This is a genomic window from Deinococcus sp. KSM4-11 (genome assembly GCF_004801415.1).
Lineage (GTDB): Bacteria > Deinococcota > Deinococci > Deinococcales > Deinococcaceae > Deinococcus.
Map to the genome: position 1 here is coordinate 133,866 of NZ_SSNX01000006.1, position 20,705 is coordinate 154,570.

General features: G+C 67.3%; 13 protein-coding genes. 7 read left to right on the forward strand and 6 right to left on the reverse strand.

The annotated features are described in order from the left end of the window. Positions 1-28: 28 nt before the first annotated feature. Positions 29-754, reverse strand: a complete 726-nt coding sequence (locus E7T09_RS16320; RefSeq protein ID WP_136390255.1) for a FadR/GntR family transcriptional regulator — start codon at positions 752-754, stop codon at positions 29-31. A 759-nt stretch (positions 755-1,513) separates the two neighbouring features. Here E7T09_RS16320 and E7T09_RS22530 point away from each other — a divergent pair. From E7T09_RS22530 to E7T09_RS16335, 3 genes are all read left to right on the forward strand, one after another. Next, positions 1,514-3,394 carry a GAF domain-containing protein gene (locus tag E7T09_RS22530; RefSeq protein ID WP_168734894.1) on the forward strand — a complete coding sequence of 627 codons (1,881 nt, stop codon included), beginning with the start codon at positions 1,514-1,516 and terminating at the stop codon, positions 3,392-3,394. A gap of 217 nt (positions 3,395-3,611) precedes the next feature. Next, a complete protein-coding gene (locus tag E7T09_RS16330; RefSeq protein ID WP_168734895.1) occupies positions 3,612-5,975 on the forward strand; it encodes a tetratricopeptide repeat protein in 2,364 nt (787 codons plus the stop codon). Between the two features lie 307 nt (positions 5,976-6,282). Continuing rightward, positions 6,283-7,683 carry an NAD(P)/FAD-dependent oxidoreductase gene (locus E7T09_RS16335; RefSeq protein ID WP_136390258.1) on the forward strand — a complete coding sequence of 467 codons (1,401 nt, stop codon included), beginning with the start codon at positions 6,283-6,285 and terminating at the stop codon, positions 7,681-7,683. Between the two features lie 230 nt (positions 7,684-7,913). Here E7T09_RS16335 and E7T09_RS16340 read toward each other — a convergent pair whose 3' ends face one another. From E7T09_RS16340 to E7T09_RS16355, 4 genes are all read right to left on the reverse strand, one after another. Next, positions 7,914-8,186: a thioredoxin gene (locus tag E7T09_RS16340; RefSeq protein ID WP_205747040.1), complete on the reverse strand. Its 273-nt coding sequence runs from the start codon at positions 8,184-8,186 to the stop codon at positions 7,914-7,916. Next, positions 8,179-9,201 (reverse strand): ribonucleotide-diphosphate reductase subunit beta, encoded by a 1,023-nt coding sequence (locus E7T09_RS16345; RefSeq protein WP_136390259.1) that lies wholly within the window; start codon positions 9,199-9,201, stop codon positions 8,179-8,181. The genes E7T09_RS16340 and E7T09_RS16345 overlap by 8 nt, the downstream gene beginning before the upstream one ends. 99 nt (positions 9,202-9,300) lie before the next feature. Continuing rightward, complete coding sequence (nrdE, locus tag E7T09_RS16350; protein WP_136390260.1) at positions 9,301-11,388, reverse strand: class 1b ribonucleoside-diphosphate reductase subunit alpha; 2,088 nt, start codon at positions 11,386-11,388, stop codon at positions 9,301-9,303. Then, positions 11,372-11,800, reverse strand: coding sequence for a class Ib ribonucleoside-diphosphate reductase assembly flavoprotein NrdI (locus tag E7T09_RS16355; RefSeq protein ID WP_136390261.1), 429 nt, complete (start codon positions 11,798-11,800; stop codon positions 11,372-11,374). The genes nrdE and E7T09_RS16355 overlap by 17 nt, the downstream gene beginning before the upstream one ends. Positions 11,801-12,530: 730 nt before the next feature. Here E7T09_RS16355 and E7T09_RS22535 point away from each other — a divergent pair. Then, entirely contained in the window at positions 12,531-15,518 is a 2,988-nt protein-coding gene (locus E7T09_RS22535; protein ID WP_136390262.1) for a phosphoenolpyruvate synthase, read from the forward strand. 812 nt (positions 15,519-16,330) lie between these two features. Continuing rightward, positions 16,331-17,767: a GGDEF domain-containing protein gene (locus tag E7T09_RS16365; protein ID WP_136390263.1), complete on the forward strand. Its 1,437-nt coding sequence runs from the start codon at positions 16,331-16,333 to the stop codon at positions 17,765-17,767. A gap of 59 nt (positions 17,768-17,826) precedes the next feature. Here E7T09_RS16365 and E7T09_RS16370 read toward each other — a convergent pair whose 3' ends face one another. Continuing rightward, positions 17,827-18,117 carry a Dabb family protein gene (locus E7T09_RS16370; RefSeq protein WP_136390264.1) on the reverse strand — a complete coding sequence of 97 codons (291 nt, stop codon included), beginning with the start codon at positions 18,115-18,117 and terminating at the stop codon, positions 17,827-17,829. 192 nt (positions 18,118-18,309) lie between these two features. Here E7T09_RS16370 and E7T09_RS16375 point away from each other — a divergent pair, with 192 nt between their 5' ends. Both E7T09_RS16375 and E7T09_RS16380 read left to right on the forward strand, forming a co-directional pair. Then, positions 18,310-20,070, forward strand: coding sequence for an ATP-binding protein (locus E7T09_RS16375; protein WP_136390265.1), 1,761 nt, complete (start codon positions 18,310-18,312; stop codon positions 20,068-20,070). Positions 20,071-20,216: 146 nt separating this feature from the next. After that, positions 20,217-20,684 (forward strand): response regulator, encoded by a 468-nt coding sequence (locus E7T09_RS16380; RefSeq protein ID WP_240741839.1) that lies wholly within the window; start codon positions 20,217-20,219, stop codon positions 20,682-20,684. Positions 20,685-20,705: the final 21 nt, after the last annotated feature.

Genomic DNA, 20,705 nt, shown 5'->3' on the forward strand with positions numbered 1-20,705 from the left:
ACGGACTCCTGTGCGGGGTGAGGGGCGGTCAACGCTGGCCGGCGGCGCCGAATCCCAGATCGGCGACCACAGGGGCGGGCTGTTCCGGGTTCAGGCGGGCGTGGATCTGTTGGAAGTGGGCGTGCATCGCTGCCGTGACCTGTGTGGCCGTTCCGGCGCGCAGGGCATCCACAATGGCCCTGTGGTCGTGGGCGGTCTGTGCGAGGTTCCACTGCGACATGTCGGCGGTGGCGTTGAGGCGGTGGAAGACTTCCCAGAACAACCCCACCAGCCGGTCGAGGAAGACGTTCTCCAGGGGGGCGTACAGGACGCGGTGGAATTCGCGGTTTTCATCCTCGAAGGTGCGGCCGGTGGCAGCCTTGGCGAGCATTTTCGCCACCAGCGCCTCAAGTTGGGCCAGTTGGCCGGGCGTGGTGCGGGCGACCACCATGCCGACCAGGCCCTCCTCGAGTGCCGTGCGCACCTGCAGCAGGTCACGCAGAGATCTGCCATCGGTGGCGAAGGAGTAGGGGAGGTTCTCAACAATGCTGTCGAAGGAGAAGGCCTTGACGTAGAGGCCCTCTCCCTGCCGCGCTTCGAGGATGCCGACGGCTTCCAGGGATTTGACGCCTTCACGCAGGGACAGTCGGCTGATGCCCATGTCCCGGGCCAGCTGGGCCTCGGGCGGCAGGACGTCGCCTGGCTGCAGGTGCTGTTCTTCAATGAAGCGGCGGATGGCCAGCTGGGCCTGTCGATGTACGGGTACCTTGGCGATACGTCCACCCCCACCAGGTTGTCAGATGTCTGATGTATGGATGAAAGATAGATACAGCTCAGATCTCTGTCAAGAACACCTCTACGGAGTTCCTGGCCGGTGCCTCCGCGGCGAAGGCGAGCGTGACCTGCGGCGTCTGGGCCTCGGTCACCCACGCGGCCAGTTCCAGCCCTTCCCGATGGGTGTCCAGTCACCTGTTCACCCGGCGAAACTGCAGGTGTGACAGGTTCCCGCCTCCTCGGTGCACAGAGCCCGGAATTCTTTGAGCAGATACGACTGGGCCACGCTGACGAACGCGTTGCGGTGCCGATCAGCCCAGCCAGCGGTGCAAGTTCCGCTGCATAGGAACCGACCGGTTTCTCGGTGGCAACGGACAGACCAGTTTCCAGACACACTGTCAATCCTCAAGCAGGGTCTGAGGCCGGCCCAACAGTAGCAGCCCAGGTGGGTCGGCGAGGATGGCTTCCAGAGAATCAATGAAAATGACCTCAAGGTGGTGGCCGACCGCAGAAACCGCTTCCCCATGCAGCGCAGCATGCCCATGGCCGTGATCCAGCAGGACGATTCGCGTGATTTGAGAGCTCAGACATCTGAGCTCACGCCATTGGACTCGGCGTCGCCGAACCCGATGTGGCCGGACAAAAAACCCAGACTGTCACCGAGGATCCCACCACGGCAATCACCTTGACAGCCCTTGGAAGACACATGGCACGAACCACTTGGGAACCTGCCACGCCCCACGACTCGTATGCTCTGGCCATGCCCGAGCTGCCACCGCCCGCCACGCCCTTTCCACCCGAAGAGCTGGCCACCCAGCGGGCCTGGTCGTTCGTGCAGACCTGGTGGCGCGTCACCCAGGCGCTGGGCACCAGTGTGACGCCCGAACACGTTATCGACACCGTGGTGCACGAGGGCGTGCAGGCCCTGGGCGCCGACGCCGGCTCGGTGTTTCTCTCTCACCCGGATGGTCAGGCGCTGGAGCTCAGCGCCACCGTCGGCTACGAGCCCAGTCTCCTGGCCGACTGGCGGCACCTTCCCTTGACCCGCATTACCCCCTCCACCGAGGCGTTCCTCAGCCGGGTTCCCGTGATCGTGGAAACGGTCGAACAGGCCGTCCACGATTACCCCGTGCTGCGCGGCGTCATGGCAAGCACGGCCGGGAGCCTGGTCGCCCTGCCGCTGCTGGTGGGAGAGGAGACCCTGGGCGTCCTTGCGCTCACCTTCCACAAAGAACGCGCCTTTGACGCCATGGACCGGGCCTTCCTGGGCACGCTGGCGTCATTGTGCGCGCAGTCGCTGCAACGCAGTACGGCCCTCGCCGAAGCCCAGCGGCTCAATGAACAGTTGGGCTTCCTGGCCGAGGCCAGCACCATCCTCAGCCGCTCACTGGACCTGCCGACCATCCTGGACGCCATCGCCCACCTGACCATCCCGCGCATCGCCGACTGGTGCGTCATTCACCTGCCCGGCGAGAACGGCCAGCTCGAACCGGTGACCATCGTTCACCAGGATCCGGCCCAGGTGTCCTTTCTCAGGGCGTTCACCCGGCGGCATCCCACCAGCGCCACCGCCGACTCCGGCGTCGGCCGGGTTTTCACCACCGGCCGGGCCGAACTCGTTCCCACGATCACCGATGAGATGTACGAGGCCAGCCCGCTGGACGAAGCGTCGAAGGAGGAGGTGCGGCAACTGCAATTGCGCTCCATCATCAACGTACCGATGGTGGCGGCCGGCACCGTGGTGGGGGTGCTCGGGCTGGCACGGACGCACGTGGACCGGGCCTATACGCCAGCCGATCTGGAGCTGGCCCAGCAGGTCGCCAACCGGGCGGGCAAGGCGGTCGAGAACGCCCGGCTGCACCAGGCCCTCCAGGTGGAACTCCATGAACGGACGCAGGTGCAGCGGGCCCTGGATGCCATGAACCTCCAGCTGGAAGACCGGGTGCGGGAACGCACCGCCGAACTCCAGCAGCTCAACGAGGAGTTGCAGGCCTTCGCGCATTCGGTCTCACATGACCTGCGCACGCCCATCCGGCACATCACCAGTTTCGCCGATCTCCTCGAGCGCCAGCTTCCGACCGGGAACGCCCGTGCCGAGCAGGCCCTCGGCCAGATCCGCCATGGCGCGCAGCGGCTCACGGCGACCGTGGACGGACTCCTGCTGCTCTCACAGGCCAGCCAGCAACCCCTGCACCGAACCGACGTGAACCTGCACCAGCTGACCCGGCAGGTGATCGACACGCTGAGTGCCGACGCGACCGCCCGATCCGTCGAGTGGCGGCTCTCCCCCCTTCCCACCGTGCAGGGAGACGCCGGACTGCTGACGCTGGTGCTGCAGAACCTGCTGGGCAACGCCCTGAAGTACTCGTCCCAATCGGACTGTGCCGTGGTCGAGGTGTCGGCCAGCCACATGGAGGACGGCACCCTGATCTCCATCCGGGACAATGGGGTGGGCTTCGACGCGACGTACGCGCACAAGCTGTTCCTGCCCTTCCAGCGGTTGCATCACCCGTCCGAATTCGAGGGCACGGGCCTTGGCCTGGCGAACGTGCGACGGATTGTGCAGCGCCATGGCGGGCAGGTCTGGGCCGCGAGTGTGCCTGGGGAAGGCGCCACCTTCAGCTTCCTGCTGCCCGACTGATGTCCGGTTGAACGCCCTGTAGCAACGGCGCTAGAGATCTAATGGCGTATCGGGCCTCTCCAAGATGGGTTCTCGCACCTCAGGCCATCCGCGGCCAGCCATTAGCCACCAGTGGAGGAGTCTCCGCCTGGGATCTGTTAGAGGGCGCAGGCGAGTCAGGCGAGATCCAGGATCGACACTTTTGGTTCATACCAGTGCCACGGCCTACACTTCAGGGATGAATCTCCCCGTGCAGCAGATGCAGCCGGGAATCCGCTGGCCTGCTCCCAGCCGCCCGCTGCTGGGCCGCGCACGTGAAGTCGCAGAACTGCACACGCTGGTGGCGCAGCGCGGCGTGCGACTGCTCACCCTGACCGGGCCCGGCGGCGTGGGCAAGACCCGGCTGGCCGTCGAACTGTGTACCGCCCTCCCGGACGCAGTGTTCGTGTCGCTGGTCGGGACATCGTCGCCGCAGCGGGCGCTGGAGGAGATCTGCCGCGCGCTGGGCCGCGAGGTCGGAGACGACCCCTTCGACAGCGTCTGTGTGATGGTCGGCGAGTCGGCGTGCCTGCTCGTGCTCGACAACGTCGAGCAGCTGTTATCGCTGGGGCCGCCGCTGATGGCCCTGCTGGAACGCTGCCCACGGCTCCAGCTGGTACTGACCAGCCGCCATCCGCTGCGGGTGGCGCCGGAGCAGGAGTACCCGGTGGCGCCGCTGGCGCTGCCGTCGGCGGCCGACCCCGATGCGCCCAGCCTGCACCTGCTGCTGGCCAGCAGCGCGCCCACCACCCCCGATGAGCTGGACGCCGCCCGCGAACTGTGTCGCCGCCTGGACGGCCTGCCGCTGGCGCTGGAACTGGCGTCCGCCCGGCTGCGGCTGCTCTCGCCCCGGCAACTGCTTGCCCGGCTGAACCTGGCGCTGCTGGAGTGCCGCCCGTCTCCGGAGACCCATCACCACAGCCTGCACGCGGTTCTGGACAGCAGCGCGGCCCTGCTCAGCGAGGAGGAGCGCCGCGTCTTCCTGCGCCTGGGCGTGTTCGCCGGCAGTTGCACCGTCGAGGCCGCCGAGGATGTGGCGCAGGCACCGCTGGGGAGCCTGGAGGCCCTGCTGGAACACAGCCTGCTGCAGCGCGATGGGGAACGGCTGTGGATGCTGAACACCGTACACGAGTACGCCCACGCCCACCTGCGCGCCGGGCCGGAGTGGGAGGAGACCCAGGCGCGGCAGGCCCGCTGGATGCTCGCGCGCTCACGCGAGGCCGAACTGGCGCTGCGCGGCCCCGAGGGGCATCACTGGGTTCAGCGGCTGCACGACGAGCAGCCCAATGTTCGGCTGGCCCTCGGCTGGAGCCTGGGGCATGATCTGGCGCTGGGCCTGGAGCTGGCCGGAACGCTGGCCCTGTTCTGGGCCTCGCACGGGTACCTGCACGAAGCCGTGGACTGGCTCGACCAGGTTCTGGACGCCCAGGCCTTCGAAGCGCAGCTGCCTGGGCCGCCGCCGACCACCGCGCAGCAGACCGCGCTGGCCAAGGCCCTGGGGGGACGCGGCGGCTGCGCCATCTACAGCGGGGATTTCGCCGCCGCCGAGGGGTTTCTGCGCCGGGCCCTGACGCTGTGGCAGGGCGTCCGGCACGTCCGGGGCGAGCTCTCGGTGCTCAACAACCTGGGGATCGTGTGCCGCCGCCTGGGCCGGCCCCAGGAAGCCGAGGCGTACCTGCGCGGCGCCCTGCCACTGGCCCAGCAATCGGTTGAACCGCTGCTCGAAGCGGCCATCCACAACGGTCTGGGCACCCTGGCGCTGGGCCGCCTGGAGCCGGCGGTGGCCGCCGAACATTTCAGCGCCCACCTGACGCTGCGCCGCCAGCTGGGCGACCGGGAAGGCGAGGCGGCGGCGCTGGGCAACCTGGCGCACGCGCTGCTGGAAGCGGGCGACTACGACCGGGCCGAGCGGCTCCATCACGACGCCCTCCGCGTGGCCCGCGAGCTGGGCGACGTGCGCACGGAAGGCATCGAACGCTACGGCCTGGGGTTCGTGGCAATCCGGCGGGGGCAGTGGGACAGCGCCAGAACCCAGCTCCTGGCCAGCCTCCAGCTCTCACTGGAGCACGGGCACGCGCCCAACACGGCCACGGCGCTGTTCGGACTGAGTTGCTGCCTGGCGGTTCAGCAGCCCCGGGCGGCGGCCTGGGTGTACGGCGCACTGGAACGCCTGCACAGACAGCTGGGCCTGGAACCCGATGCCGTGGAGCGTCAGGATGCCGGGCGGCACCTCGCTCCCGCCGAGCGCCGCCTGGGGCCGGAGGTCTGGCGCGAGGCCCTGGCGCGCGGACACGCCCTGCCGCTCGAGACGCTGCTGGCGGACGTGGCCGCCCTGCCCCTGACCGACGCGCCAGATCCGGCGCTCTCGGGCCTGGGGTTGACCGGGCGGGAACTCGAACTGTTGCGCCTGCTCGCCCAGGGCTACACCGATAAGAAACTCGCCGCGCTGCTCAGGATCACGCCGCGGACGGTCAGCACGCACCTGAGCCACATCTACGCCAAGTTGGGCGTCCGGACACGCACCCAGGCGGCCCGCTTTGCGCTGGATCACCAGCTGGACTGAGCGCCGCCCAGGTTCCCCAAATTCCGCGCCTACGTAACCCTACGTATTGGCGTTTGTGCGTGTGGGGCGCACACTGAATCCAGGTCACCACCCTGGCCCCGGCGACATCGCCGACCCCATCCGACCGATCGATACACCACCCCACCAGCTTCCGCCGGGAGATCCCTTCCTGCGGGAAGGAGGAGGTATGGCCTGACGTCAGACCGCCTGACCGTAAATCCGAGCAGATCCGCCCTATATCTCCCCTGAACCTCCGATCCACACCAATCCATCCGAGACCTTCAGATCACCCCACCAAGGAGACTCCATGAGCACCCTGCCCACGTCCACGTCCGTGCACGCGCCGCCTGCCACCGGGCACGCCATCGTCCTCGGGGCCAGCATGGCGGGCCTGCTGGCCGCCCGCGTCCTGGCCGACCACTACGCCCAGGTCACGGTGCTCGAACGCGATCCGCTGCCCAACGAGACCGCGCCGCGCCGGGGAGTGCCGCAGGGCCGTCAGCCTCACGGGTTGCTGGCGGCGGGCCTCCGAACCCTCGACCGGCTGTTTCCGGGCTTCGGCGCCGAGCTGGTGCAGGCCGGAGGCCTTCCCGGCGACAGCAGCTGGAACATCCGGTGGTATCAGGTCGGTGGCTTCAAGGTGCGCCAGAGAAGCGATGTCCACGGCGTGCTGGCCAGCCGTCCGCTGATCGAGGGGGTCGTGCGCGAGCGCGTGCGCCGCCTGCCCAACGTGCAGTTCCGGGATGATGTCAGCGTTCAGGGCCTGCTGCACGGGGAGGGCCGGGTTCGTGGCGTGCAGCTGGAAGACCGGCGCCAGGGTCGGCACGAGGAGCTGAGCGCCGATCTGACGGTGGACGCCACCGGACGCGGCTCCAGAAGCCCCGCGTGGCTCCGGGCCCTGGGCTACGCGGCGCCCGCGGAGAGCGTGGTTCGCATCGACGTGACCTACACGTCGCAGGTCTACCAGGACGCGGCGCCACAGCATCCGGACGACGTGAACGCCTACATCATCATGGAGGAAGCGCCGCACGGCAAACGGGGCGGCGTGGCCCTCAGCTGCGAGCACGGCCGCTGGATGATCGGGCTGGCCGGAATGCTCGGCGAGCAGCCGCCCAGCGATCCCGTGGGATTCCACGCCTACGCCCAGGCCCTGCCGTCGCCCGAGATCGCCCGCCTGATCGAGCGCCTGACTCCACTGGGCGCGCCGGTCACCCACCATTTCCCGCACAGCCAGCGCCGCCACTACGAACGCCTGACCCGGTTTCCGGAGCAGTACCTGGTGATGGGCGACGCGCTGTGCAGTTTCAACCCGATCTACGGTCAGGGCATGACGGTCGCCGCCCTCGAAGCGCTCGCCCTCCAGGAGTGCCTGCGCGCGGGCGGCCAGGTCTCGTGGCAGCGCTTCTTCAAGCAGGCCGCCGGGGTCATCGACATTCCCTGGACGCTGGCGGTGGGCAGTGACCTGGCCTATCCCCAGGTCGAGGGGCCGCGTACCGTCGCCGGGCGCCTGATCCAGCGCTATGTCCGCCATGTCCATCTGGCCGCCCAGCACGACGGGCAGGTCGCGCTGGCCTTTCATCAGGTGTCCAACCTGCTCAGGCCGCCGCAGAGCCTGTTCCGTCCTGCCGTGGTCGGCCGGGTCCTGCGGGCGCGGCTGGGACATCCGGCCGAGGGGCACCGGACGGGACAGCACGTGCCGGCGCGGTAGGACGACGTCGGAGACCGGTGTGTGGTCGGACGCACCAATCTGATCAGAATCGATATTCACAGCAGGCGACTTGGTGAGCAGGTCGCCTGCTCAATAGCCGCCTGTCCGGCCAGAAGCACCAAATACCGGTTGTTTCGTCAATGGGAAATTCTACGAGCCACACCTGGTTGATAGCGTCTCAATCATCGAGGTGACCAGCGCGTGGTGCTTCCCGGTCACACTCTGCTGCTCTACCAGTCCTGTTCCAGGAAGCGCCGCACCTCACCCAGGCCGAACTTCCCGCGCTGCGTTCGGCCGCTGGCCACGTGCAGCAGAGCTGGCGCGGCGCGCAGCTCGTACTGCTCGGCAAGGTGTGCGAATGCCTCGGGCTGCTCCTGTCGATGGATCACCGTGATGCGATCCCCATAGTGGCCCTTCAGCGGCCCGGCCAGGAGGCGTTTGAGGCGTTCGCACTCGGCGCAGGCCTCCTGGGTCAGGAGGATGTAGGGAGCCGCATCAGTCATGGGAGACCCGCCCGGCGTGACGGCTGAGGTCGGGGAAGTCCCCCGCCCAGAGGGCGTCCACGTCCGCGTCGGTGAGGGGTTCGACGCCGATCTTGGCGTAGCTGCTGCCTTTCGCGCTGAAGAAATCGTGTGTGGTGCCGCCCGCCCGGATGCCGTTCTGCACGACCGGGTGGATCTCCTCGTCCGGGAAGGGGCGATCCAGGGCCAGATTGTCGGCCAGCACGTTGAAATTGAAGCGGATGAAACGTTTCACGTCGCCGGTCAGGTTCAGCGGCGCGTACAGCACGTCCGTGTACGCCAGCTCGTTGCGGTACAGCGTCTGGAGGGTCTGGCCGTACCACGCGCGGGCGTAGACCTGCTCGGCGTCATTCAGGCCGTCGAACTGCTCCTGCGCGAGCAGGGCCACGTACACGCCGTGCAGCGCCTCGTCCAGGATGATCAGGTTGAAGATCTCGCCGGCCGCCACCATGCGCCCCTGCCCGGCGAGGTACAGAGGATAGAAAAACCCGCTGTAGAACAGCGCCGTCTCCAGCATGCAGGACACGGTCAGTTTCTTCCACAGGCCCAGGCGCGACACGTCCGGATCGCCGAAGACGTCCTGGATGAACGCGATCTTGAATTGCAGGTGCGGCTGGGTGCGCACCCACTCGAAGACCTCGCGCTCCTCGCCTGCCGAGAGGAAGGTCTTGTTCATCAGGCTGTAACTGCGGGCGTGGATGTCTTCCATCATGCCCTGGAATTGCAGGGTCGCTTTGCGGATGTGCCCGCCGATCAGACCGCGCAGGGCGGGCATCCCGACCTCGCCCTGGAGCGTATCGAGCGCGTTCAGGCCCGCCGAGGCGTGGATGTACGTCCAGCGTTCCTCGTCGCTGAGGGCGTTCCACACCAGCGCGTCGTTTGTGAGGGGAATTTCGTCGGGAAACCACAGCTGGGACGTGTATTTCTCGTAGAAGGTGGCCGAGAAGGCGTCCTCGGGCTCTGACCAGTTTGTGGCCGAAAACGGCGTATGGGACACAGGACAACTCCTTGTTGAGGCGCCTCGCCGGAAGGGGAGAGACGAAGTGGGGAGAACGCGCGGGGCGTCGAGACTTCAAACGAAGGCCCTGCCCGGCGGTTACACCACGCAGCTCAGGCAGTCCTGCACGTTCGTCTTGCGCAGCCGCGTGTAGTACAGGGTCTTCAGCCCGAGGCGGTAGGCGTACAGGTAGTAGCTCTGCAGGGTGCGCGTGGTGACGCTGGCCGGGACGAACAGCGTGCAGCTGATGCCCTGATCCACGTGGCGCTGCGCGGCGGCCACCGTGTCCAGCACGCGGCGCTGATCCATGTCGTAGGCCTCCTCGTAGTACCACTCGGTGGTCTCGTTCAGGTGTGGCATGGGGTAGATGGTGCGGGCCTTGTTGCTCGTGCGCGTCTCCACTTTCTCGGTGACGGGCATGATGCTGGCGCTGGCGTGCGACACGTAGCTGATGCTGCCGGTGGGGGCCACCGCCATGACGAAGGAGTGCGCCAGGCCGTGCGTCCGGATGTCCGCCACGAGCTGCCGCCAGTCCTCCTGGGTGGGCAGGGCATGACCGCCAAACAGGGCGGCCACCTCCGGCGTGCGGGGCGTGAAGTCGCGTTCCAGATACGGCTGGAAGTGCTCCCCGGACTGGTAGCGGCTGCCCTCGAAGCCCCGGAATACGAACCCGGTGTCGCGGGCGATCTCCATGCTGGCCTTGCGGGCGTGGTAGTGGACGGCGGCGAAGAACACGTCCACGAATTCCAGCGCCCCCTCGCTGCCGTACACGACTTCATTGGCGGCCAGAAAGGAGTGCAAGCCCATGGCACCGAGGCCCACAGAGCGCATCTCCTCGTTGGCGCGGCGCACGGCGGGCACCTCGCCGATGGTGGTGGAACGGGCCACGTTGTCCAGCAGCCCAACCGCGGCCCGCACCACGCGGCCCAGGTCGCCGCTGCCCATCGCCTGCCCGATCACCAGCGAGGCGAGGTTGCACGACACGTCCAGCCCCACGCGATCCTTCGCCTCCTGCCCGTAGGCGTGGAAGCAACTGGGCAGGGTGGGTTGCAGGATCTCGCTGCACAGGTTGCTCATCTTGATGGTGCCGACGTTCGGAATCGGGTTGGCGCGGTTGGCGTTGCCCTCCAGCAGCAGGTACGGATAGCCGCTCTCGCCCTGCGTGATGGCGATGTCCTCCAGCACCCGCCGCGCCGAGACGCGTTTCTTGCGGATGCGGGGGTTGTCGGCGAGCGTCTGGTACTCGCGCGTCCAGTCGATGTCGGTGAACTCGCAGCCGGTCTCCTGCCACAGCGAGTGCGGGTAGAACTGGAAGATGTCCTCGCCCGCGCGCACCTTCTCCATGAAGATGTCGGGGATCGTCGCGCCGACGCTGAGGGTCTTGAGGCGGGCGTCCTCGTCGGTGGCGATCTTCTTGGCGTTCAGCGTGTCTTGGAAGTCCGCGTGCATGACGCTCAGGTAGATGGCTCCCGCGCCGGGGCGCTGCCCGGCCTGGTCGGCGTAGCGCAGCATGTTGTCGAGCATCTTCGCCACGCCCATCACGCCCTTCGTGACGTTCTGGATGCCGCGCAGCGACTCGCCCCGCGCCCGCAGGTTGCTGACCTCCACCCCGATCCCCCCGCCGCCCTTGCTGAGTTCGGCCACGAAGGACAGCGTTTTGGTGATGGACTCCAGGTTGTCCGTGCAGTCCTGGAGCAGGAAGCAGCTCACCAGACGCCCCGTGTTCGCCTTTCCGCTGTTCATCAGCGTGGGCGTGGCGGGCGTGAAGGTCTGGTTCACCAAGTGGTGCACCAGTTCCAGCGCCTGCCCGGCCGTCTCCGAGCGGGCAAGGGCCGTGATGCTCATGCGGTCCTCGTAGCGTTCCAGCCAGCGGGCACGATCCGGCGTCATGGTGGCGTACTCGCTGTAGAACTTGTACGCCCCCATGAACGACTGGAAGCGGAACCTGTACGAGTACGCCCGGTCGAAGACGGCCTGCACGTCCTCCCAGGCGTAGCGGTCGAACACGGAGGCGTCCCACACGCCGTGCTCCACCAGGTACCGGACTTTCTCGCGCAGGGTGTGGAAGAACACCGTGTTCGGGTTAACCTTCTCCTGGAAATAGACCTGTAGGGCGTCCAGGTCGTGCCGTGTATCCACGCTCGTGCCGGTGAGCACCCTGTTGTTGAGTTCAATCCAGCGTTCCATGCGTGCCTCCGGTGAAGGTGACGGTCTGAAGGTTCGTGGGGTTGGGGGCCGTGGCGCTCGCCAGCCAGGCAAGGATGAGGGCCACGTCCGCATCGGTGCCGCCCTTGTTGACCTTGGCGATGATGGGAACGGCGTGCTCGGCGGCAATCACGTCCGCCGCGCGGGCGAAGTTCGTGCCCCAGTGGTAGGAACCGCTGGCGACGACCCCACGCAGGCCGCGCCCGGCCCCGCGCAGGAACGCGCGTGTGGACTCGGGTACGTCACCCCGGTGGAAGGTGTAGGTCAACAGCAAGAAGGGGTCGCCGATCCAGCCGGAACGCACGTCCTGCACGTCCATGCCGGCGGCCCGCGCGGCAATCCGGTGTGCCAGTCGCCGGACGTTCCCCGTCAGCGAGTCGAAGACCAGGTGCACGCTCAGGCCTCAGGTGCCGGGGAATGCAGCAGAGGTGAGACGAAAGACGACGTGCCGGTTGCACGTTTCGCAGTCATGGAGGCAGGGTTCAAGGCGTCTCCGGTTGTACACACGAGGAGGGCGGCACGGGCCAGTGTGGCGACCGTGCTGGGAAAAAAAAGACGCTCCCGGCGGGCGGGAACGAGGATGTGTGGTTCAGTTGGACAAAGGATCACACCTCACGCCCCTGACGCGGGGGCAAGCAACGGGCGTATCTCCGCGAGGCGAGCGTTCGGACTGAGACCGTAGCGCGACTGTGCCGGACTGAACCCCGTGCGTAACGGGGCATGACCGGACTTCCCTCGGTTCCTGCGGAGGCTTTCACCATGAAAGCGACAGATGGATACTACATCTAGTACACGACGGGGTCAATGGTGACAGCGCTGGGAGCAGCAGCCACTTCGCTGTCTTCGGGGGCACCATAGCCGAAGAACCTTGACGGGAGCTCCGGGGCCTGGCCATGTCCTGACCCTCCCAGAGGTCTACAGTGGAAGCAGCCTGGAGGCGAAGGCAGCGTTGATGCGTGCCCTCCAGACCCGGCCACCTCTTGTCCGGTTGCGGGTGGCCGACCGTGGCCCGGCGGCACCCCACCCGTCACGCGTCCCGACTGCGGGCGGCCAGCATCCCAAGGGAAGGCGTATGAGTGAGCTCCGGAAGTTCGCCGTCATGATGGAACGTCCACCCCCCGAACGTGGACGATGTGCGCACGTTCCTGCGTACCAGCCCGTATGCCGTGGCCCGCTCCTGGCAGGACGCCACCGAGGACTGGATCACCTTCGACCAGTTCGACGTGTTCGGCTGGTACGACGCGGTGCTCCCGCTCCCGGCCGGGCGAGTGGATGGAGCAGCGGTTCGACTGGGCGGCGCAGAGCATCCAGGAGATGGCTGGGGTCAACGCGCGGGCGGCGGCAGTGATACGGAACATGCTGCAGGAAGCGCAGCGGGTCGCGCAGCCCCGGCATGGGTGAGGGCACAGAGGGGGAACATGACCGCAGCGTCGTATGTCGTACCGTTCGCTAGGGTCCGCGCGGGCGACCTGCCACTGGTCGGAGGCAAGGGAGCGAACCTCGGGGAACTCACCGCAGCCGGGTTCCCGGTTCCGCCGGGCTTCTGCATCACCGTGAGGGCCTTCGAGCTGGGACTTGAGGCCCTGCCCGACCGTGAAGCAATGTGGCGCGAGCTAGAGGCCATCGCACCGAACGACACGGCCGCCGCCCAGGCCGCGAGTGCCCGCTGGAGACCCAGGGTGGCGGCCCTGCCGCTGCCGCCCCAGGTGGACAGCGCCATGGACGCCGCGTGGCACACGCTGGGCCCGGATCACGCGTACGCGGTACGGTCCAGCGCGACCGCCGAGGATCTGCCCGGCGCCTCCTTCGCCGGGCAGCAGGACACCTTCCTGAACGTGCGGGGGCGGGAAGCGCTGCGGCGGGCGGTGCTGGACTGCTGGGCATCGCTGTACAACGGTCGCGCCATCGCCTACCGCGCCCAGCTCGGGCTCTCCCAACGTCACGTCACCCTGGCAGTGGTGGTGCAGCAGATGATTGAGCCCGAGGTGGCGGGCATCCTCTTCACCGCCGACCCCACCACGGGCCAGCGGCACGTCGCCCGGATCGACGCCGCCTTCGGTCTGGGAGAGGCCCTCGTGTCCGGGGTGGTCAGCGCCGACGCCTACCACGTGGATCGCCGGACGCGGCGCGTCATTCAGCGTGTCGTGGCGGTCAAACCCTTCGCGATCCGGTCGGCGCCGGGGGGCGGCGTCGAGCGTGTTCCCCTGAGTGGCCCGGAGCGAAGCCGCCCGGCGCTCTCGGACGCCGAGGTGACCGAACTGACCGAGATTTGCGACCGCATCGAGGCCCACTACGGCACGCCGCAGGATATCGAGTGGGCCTACCGGGAAGGACATTGGTTCATCCTGCAGGCGCGGCCCATCACGACCCTGTATCCGCTGCCGGAACCCCAGCCGGTGGACGGTCAGCTGCATGCCTACTTCAGCTTCAGCCACCTGCAGGTCATGACCGACGCCATGCCCCCGCTGGCGGCGTCGGTGTGGCGGGTACTGTTTCCCTTCGGGCATCCGCGCACGGCCCTGGACAATCCCTACCTGACGGTGGCCGGCGGGCGGCTGTATGTGGACGTCTCGTTCGCGCTGCGCCATCCGCTGCTCAGGCGCGTGATTCCCCGGGCAGTCGGCGCAAACGTGGACGCCCGCGTCGGCGGGGCACTGGCGGCCCTGGCCGGCCGACCGGAATTCCAGCGTGGGCCGGCCCTGCACCTGTTCCGCGCGGTCCGGGGCGCCGCGCCGATCCTCCGCCAGGCGGCGCGCGTCCTGGCGTTCCCGGAACGCGGCACCGTCGCCCGACAGCAGGTGCGGTACATCCACGCCCGCATCGCGGAGTTCCGCCGGGCGCTGGACAGTGCGTCCTCGCTGGAGTTGCGGCTGGACGTGGCCCTGACCACCCTCGCATCGCTGCTGGGGCCAGCCCTCTACCCGCTGATCGGCCGGGTGATTGCGGGCATCCTCGCCGATACCGCCCTACGCGCCCTGGGCCGGGGCGTGGCCTCCAGGGCCGACCTGATCGCCCTGGGGGCCGGGCAGCAGGGCAACGTCACCACCGAGATGGGGCTGGCGGTGGGCGACCTCGCGGACGCGGCGCGTGGCCAGCCGGCCCTGAGCGCGCACCTGCGGCGCCCCGACCTGGATGTTCGCCAACGCCTGGCGGTATCTGGGGTGCCCGGAGGTTCAGCGTTCCTCGAGCGCTGGCAGGCGTTCATGGCGCGCTACGGCGCGCGCGGGCCGGGCGAGATCGACCTCAGTCAACCGCGCTGGCACGAAAATCCCGCATCGCTGCTCAACATGGTGGTCGGCGGCCTGGAGACCGGGGAAACGGGCACCCACCGCGCGCTGGCGACCGAATGGCAGCAGCGCGCCACCGAGGCGGCCGCGCGGGTATTGAACGCTGCCGGGCCGGTGCGACGCGTGGTGATGCGCCACCTGCTGCGTTCGGTGCGTACCTACCTGCCGCTGCGCGAGCATCCCAAGTTCATGCTCGTGCAGATGCTCGATCTGCTCAAACCGGTGGTGCTGGAGGCGAGCGTGGTGCTCACGGCGCGTGGAACGCTGGACGTCCCCGGCGACGTGTGGTTCCTCACGCTACCTGAACTGCGCGCGGCCCTGACGAATCCACCACAGGACCTGAGGTTGAGGATCGCGGCGCGGCGTGAGCGGTTCGCGGCGGACGCGCGGCGCACGCCCCCCAGGGTCATGACCAGCGACGGTGAGCAGATCAGGGGCCAGCTCCGGAGTGCGCGGGTGCCGGACGGTGCCCTCAGCGGTCAGGCCGTGTCGGCCGGAGTGGTGGAAGGTCCCGCGCGGGTCATGCGCCGACTGGACGATCCGCCGGTTCAGCCCGGCGAGATCCTGGTCGCCCCGTTCACCGATCCCGGCTGGACTCCGCTGTTTGTGGCGGCGGCCGGTCTGGTCACCGAGATCGGCGGCCTGATGACCCACGGCTCGCTGGTGGCCCGCGAATACGGACTGCCGGCCGTGGTGGGCGTCGACCGCGCCACCACCCAGATCGTCAGCGGTCAGCGCCTGCGCGTGAACGGCGACCTGGGTTACGTGGAGCTGCTGGACGACGCGGAAGCCGGTGCAACCGCACCAGTCCCACGCTCGAGCTGATTGACTCCACCACAAGGGCGGCTGACAGGCCACCAGTAGTGGTGAACGGAGTACAGGCCAGACAGATGCTGCCTGAGGAGTGCGACGATGACCGTCGAGTGCCCATCATTCGCCGTACACGCCCAGCGCATGGTTCATCCGTTCCGTGGCTCCCTCGGTCGACGCGCTGAGCAGCACGCTTTCCGGAACGACACCCAGCCGGGCACGGACGTGATCCCCGTTCCGTTAGAACCGCCAAGACACCAGCGGCTCTGACAGCGCCGCCCTCACCCGACGTACTCCCGTCGATGGCCAGCCGCCGCGTGGCCTGATCCGCAGGCGAATCCGGTACGGCGATCGAGGCGCGCAGACCTGTTCGGTCACTCTGTACCTACGTCAGGAGAGAGCCGAACCCCGTCCAACCCAAGGCCACTCAGCCTCAAAGAAACTTTACACAACACGCCTTATGGATATATTTCTCCGTTGGTTGATTGGTCTGGCGGTTCGTTCAGCTCCTCGAACAACATTGTAATCCGTGGACAATTTTCTGAACGGTCTGAATGAATGGGACAAACCTGTGGAACCTGCGAATGAATCTCCAGGTCTGCCGAGTGGCTTCAGGGGCTGTGCATGTCGCTCTCTGTAGCTATAGAGAAGAGGTGGAATGCACCTGCCCTCAACGGCAACGTTGGCCGGTCTCACTGATGAATTTCGCCCTTTGGCACTCCTAAGGTTGATTGCGGCCTCCAGGCCTGGGGTTGTAAGACCATCGTCACACCTGTGGTGATTCTCTGGGCAGAGATCAAGTTCAACTCTGTGGAGGTGGTAGGGCCATGACGACGCATGAAGGCAACCGTCAACGCCAGAACGGCGTCTGCCCTCCCGTTGTTCCGTCCTCTGCCGATGACCATGATCCCCGAATTGCCCACGCTTCCAGGCTGCTGAGCGCTGACCGGCCGCCCAACGAGCTCTGGATCGGCGCGCTGCTCCTGACGGTGTTCGTCACACTGGCCATGCTCGTGTACTGGGGCGGACTCGGGTGGTTTGCCACAGTGCCCCTGGTCATCCTGTACAGCTCGCTGTGGCCGCGCCACGCGTTCGTCATGCCCGTACTGGGCCTGGCCCTGAGTGTGGGGCTGTACGGACTGGCCCGTCACTTCGGTGCGCCAACCACGCCCGTCCTGCCGACCGCCCTGCTGCACCTGACCCTGACCGGTGCAGTGGTGCTGGTGGTGCAGCCCACCGTCCGCCTGCGCCTTCTGCTTCACGAGACCCTCGAACGGGCCGCCGCAGACCAGCAGAAGCTGGAGGTCATGGCTGAACTCGCCCAGGTGTCCGCCCGTGGGCACCTGGGCGCCCTGCCTGCGGCGGAGGCGGCCGAGGCGGTGCTCCGCAAGGCCCTGTCGCTGGGCGGCGTGACGCTGGTGACGTCCATTCCGGACGGCCCACTCACCCTGAACGCGGTTGGCTCCAGCGGTGCCGTCGTGCCCGAGGTCAGTCCAGGGTCGCCACTGTGGGAGGCCCACCTGTCGCAACAGGCGACGTTCATGAATGGCGGCAGTGCCCCAGCCGCGACCCTGACGCTGGGCGGGCGTCCCACGGCCTGGGCCATGCTGCCCCTGCACGTGCCCGGTGACGCCCGGTTCAGCCTGCTGGTGCTGGGATCCGAAGCGACCGGTCAACGCTGGGGCGTTCAGGAACGGCAGCTCCTCACGGCGGCGGCGCGCGCCATCCGCTCCGCGACCGAGCGGCACCTGCACGTCACCACGCTGGACACCCTTGCCAACCACGATGTCCTGACCGGTTGCCTGAACCGCCGCGCCTTCACACGTACCCTCAAGCAGCTCGACAGCACCCCGGCGCACCGGGGCTACGGCCTGGCCGTGATGGATCTGGACGGCTTCAAACGCCTCAACGACCGCGCCGGGCACGCCCAGGGAGACGAGGTGCTGCGGATCTTCGCCGGCGTGGTTCGCCAGACCTTCTTTGCACGTGATTCCCTGTACCGGTTGGGTGGGGACGAGTTCGCGCTGATCCTCCGCGACGTTCCCATGGAAGACCTGGCCACCCTGACAGCAAAGGTGAGTGCCCTGCCGGGCGCTGAAGTCGTGATGGCCAGGGAGGCCGTCGGGGTGAGTGTGGGGGTGGCACATGCCAGTGAAGCCCAGACGGCCGCCGAGGTGCTGGCCCTGGCCGATCAGCGGATGTACGCGAACAAGCGTGGAAAGACCGGGGGTGCCCTGCACAGCACCCGCCAGCCGCAGGCCTGACCTGCCGGTGATCGGCAGCATGGCTGACGCAACCTGCTCGAGGTGTCAGGAGGGCTGACTCACAGCGGTATGTAATCGATCTCCATGAAGTCCTCGACCTCCGACTGCCAGCGCTCGCGGACGAACTGCTCGTGCACCGGATGGACGTTATAGGCGTCGTAGGCGGCCTGATCGTCGAATTCCATGGAGAAGCCGAACTGGAAGCTGTTCTTCGGGCTGACCTGCCGCAGCTGCTCGAAGCGCTGAACCGTGGGCAGGTCGGCCAGCGCCCGTCCACCCTGCAGGAAGGACTGCTCCTCGACAGAACCGGGGGCATGCTTCAGCCTGAACACGACAGTATGGCGAATCATCGCCCTCAGTGTGCCGCGTTCGGGTAGCGGTATGCCGGGCGTTGCCTATCGGTGGCACGGAAACGCCCCACCTGAGATGCAACGACCGCTGCGACACCAGGCCTGATCCCGACACCACCGGCCATGCGCCCTTGATCGAAGATAAATTCATGGCGACAACTGAGGCCACGGACGCTAAGCTGCGCCAAGACCGTGAGCCACGCTGCCCCTCCTCCTCTCCTCCCCGACGAGGTGTTCCCTGGGAACAGCGAACTGGCCACGCGCATGCGCGGACACGACTGGGCGGCCACGCCCCTTGGCCCCGTAGACACCTGGCCCCAGAGTCTCCAGACCATGGTCGGCGTGGTGCTGTCCAGTCCGATTCCCATGATCCTGCTGTGGGGCGACGCCCTCGTGCAGCTCTACAACGACGCGTACCGGGACGTGATGGGCACCAAGCATCCGGGCGGCCTGGGACAGCCGAACTTCGAGTGCTGGCCCGAGGTGTGGGACTTCACCGGTCCCATCTACCAGGGCGTGATGGAACGCGGGGAGACCTTTACCTTCACGGATCAGGCCCTGCTGCTCTCCCGCTACGGTGTTCCGGATCTGGGATACTTCACGCTGACCTACACGCCAGTGCGCGACGGACAGCGCGGGGTGCGCGGGATTCTCGTGACTGTCCTCGAGACGACCGACCGGGTGCAGGCGCTGGCGACATTGGAGGCCCAGAATGCTGAACTCGCCACGCAGAACACCGATCTGCTGGCCCGGACGAGGGCGCTGGAGGGCATTGCCGAGTTGTTCCGGGATCTCGCGCTGGAGAGCGACCGGGATTCCCTGATCCGCCGCGCGCAGACCATGGTGCTGTCGCTGCTCCCGCCCGGATACGCGGCGTTCTGGGAGATCCAGGGCCCACGCTGGCACGCCACCGTCCAGGTCGGCGACGTCGGGAACCCGGCCCTTCAGGTGGCCATCGACGCTGGCCTGCCTGTTGGCGAGACCTACACCCTGGACACTCCGTATGAAACGAGGGAACCATTGTTCCAGGACGTCTACCCACAGGGCCTGGACACTGCGCCGGACGTCGTGAGCCACGTGAATGCCGTGGCGACCCTGCCGGTGATCGTGAACGGCGTGGTCATCGGGGTCTTCAATGTGCCGCTGTTCCACGAGCGGCGCTGGAGTGATGGCGACCGGGCCGCGCTGGTCACCACGGTGCGCAGCCTCGGCCTCGTAATTGAGGGATCGCAGGGGGTCGCCGAACTCGCCGAGGAGCGGCGCAAGTTGCGGGTCGCCAACGAGGATCTTGAAGCGTTCTCCTACAGCGTGTCGCACGATCTGCGGACGCCCATCCGGCACATCCTGGGCTTCGTCGACCTGCTGCGCAGATCCCTGGGCGCGGGCATCACGGCCAAGACCGCGCGTCATCTGGACGTGATCCACCAGGCCGGGCACCGCATGGACGACCTGATCGAGGCGCTGCTGGCCCTGTCGCAGGTGTCGCGCCAGCCCCTACAGCGCAACGACGTGAATCTAGCGGACGTGGTGGCACAGGTACAAGACGAGTTGCAGCCGGATCTGGCCGGCCGGGAAGTGCTGTGGGAGGTGGCCCCCCTGCCGACCGTCACGGGAGATGAAGGAACGCTGCGGCAGGTCATGATGAACCTGCTGTCCAACGCCGTGAAATACAGCCGCCTGCAGGGCACGGCCGTCATCCGCGTCTGGGCGGAGGATCGCCCGCAGGAATGGGCCATCTTCGTGCACGACAACGGTGTCGGATTCGACGAGACCTACGCGGACAAGCTGTTCGGCGTGTTCAAACGCCTTCACCGCGCCGATGAGTTCGAGGGCACGGGCGTGGGGCTCGCGAACGTCCGCCGGATCATTCAGCGCCACGGGGGCGAGGTCATGGCGTCAAGTCGACCCGGCGATGGCGCGACTCTAGGCTTCACCCTGCCGAAATCCTTCTGAACGTGGCAGGCGACGCCCCTGACAGACGCAAATCTACGGACTGTTGGTGGAACTGATGTTCCACCAAATCCCGAACACAAAGCACAGACTGACTCTGCTCATGTGACTTGCATTAATTTTCGCTCAATCCTGCGCTAGCCTCTGGCATGTCTGGCGACCTCCCCCCTCTCTCCGTCATGCGTCCAGGACGTCCGCTGCGTGTGCTGCTGGTGGACGACACCCCGGCCGACCGTGAACTGGCACGCGAGGCCTTCGGCGATCACGAACAGAACGTCATTGTCGATACCTGCGCCTCCGGAGACCGGGCCCTCGCCTTCCTGCGCGCCCCTGGCACCACGCTGCCCGATGTGATGCTGCTCGATCTCAACATGCCCGGACTGACTGGCTTCGAGGTGCTCGCGCAGCTCAAGGACGACCCCCACCTCCGTGTGATCCCAGTCGTGATCCTCAGCAGCTCGGCCGTCACCAGCGATATCGACCGGGCGTACACCCTGCATGCCAGTTCCTACCTGATCAAGGAGCTGAACTTCGAGCGCTTCGTGAACCAGATCGACGCCTTCGTCCGGTTCTGGCTCCGGTGCTGCACGACGACCCGTCCTGATCGGCCTGCCTGAAAACACCGACGCCCCTGTTCG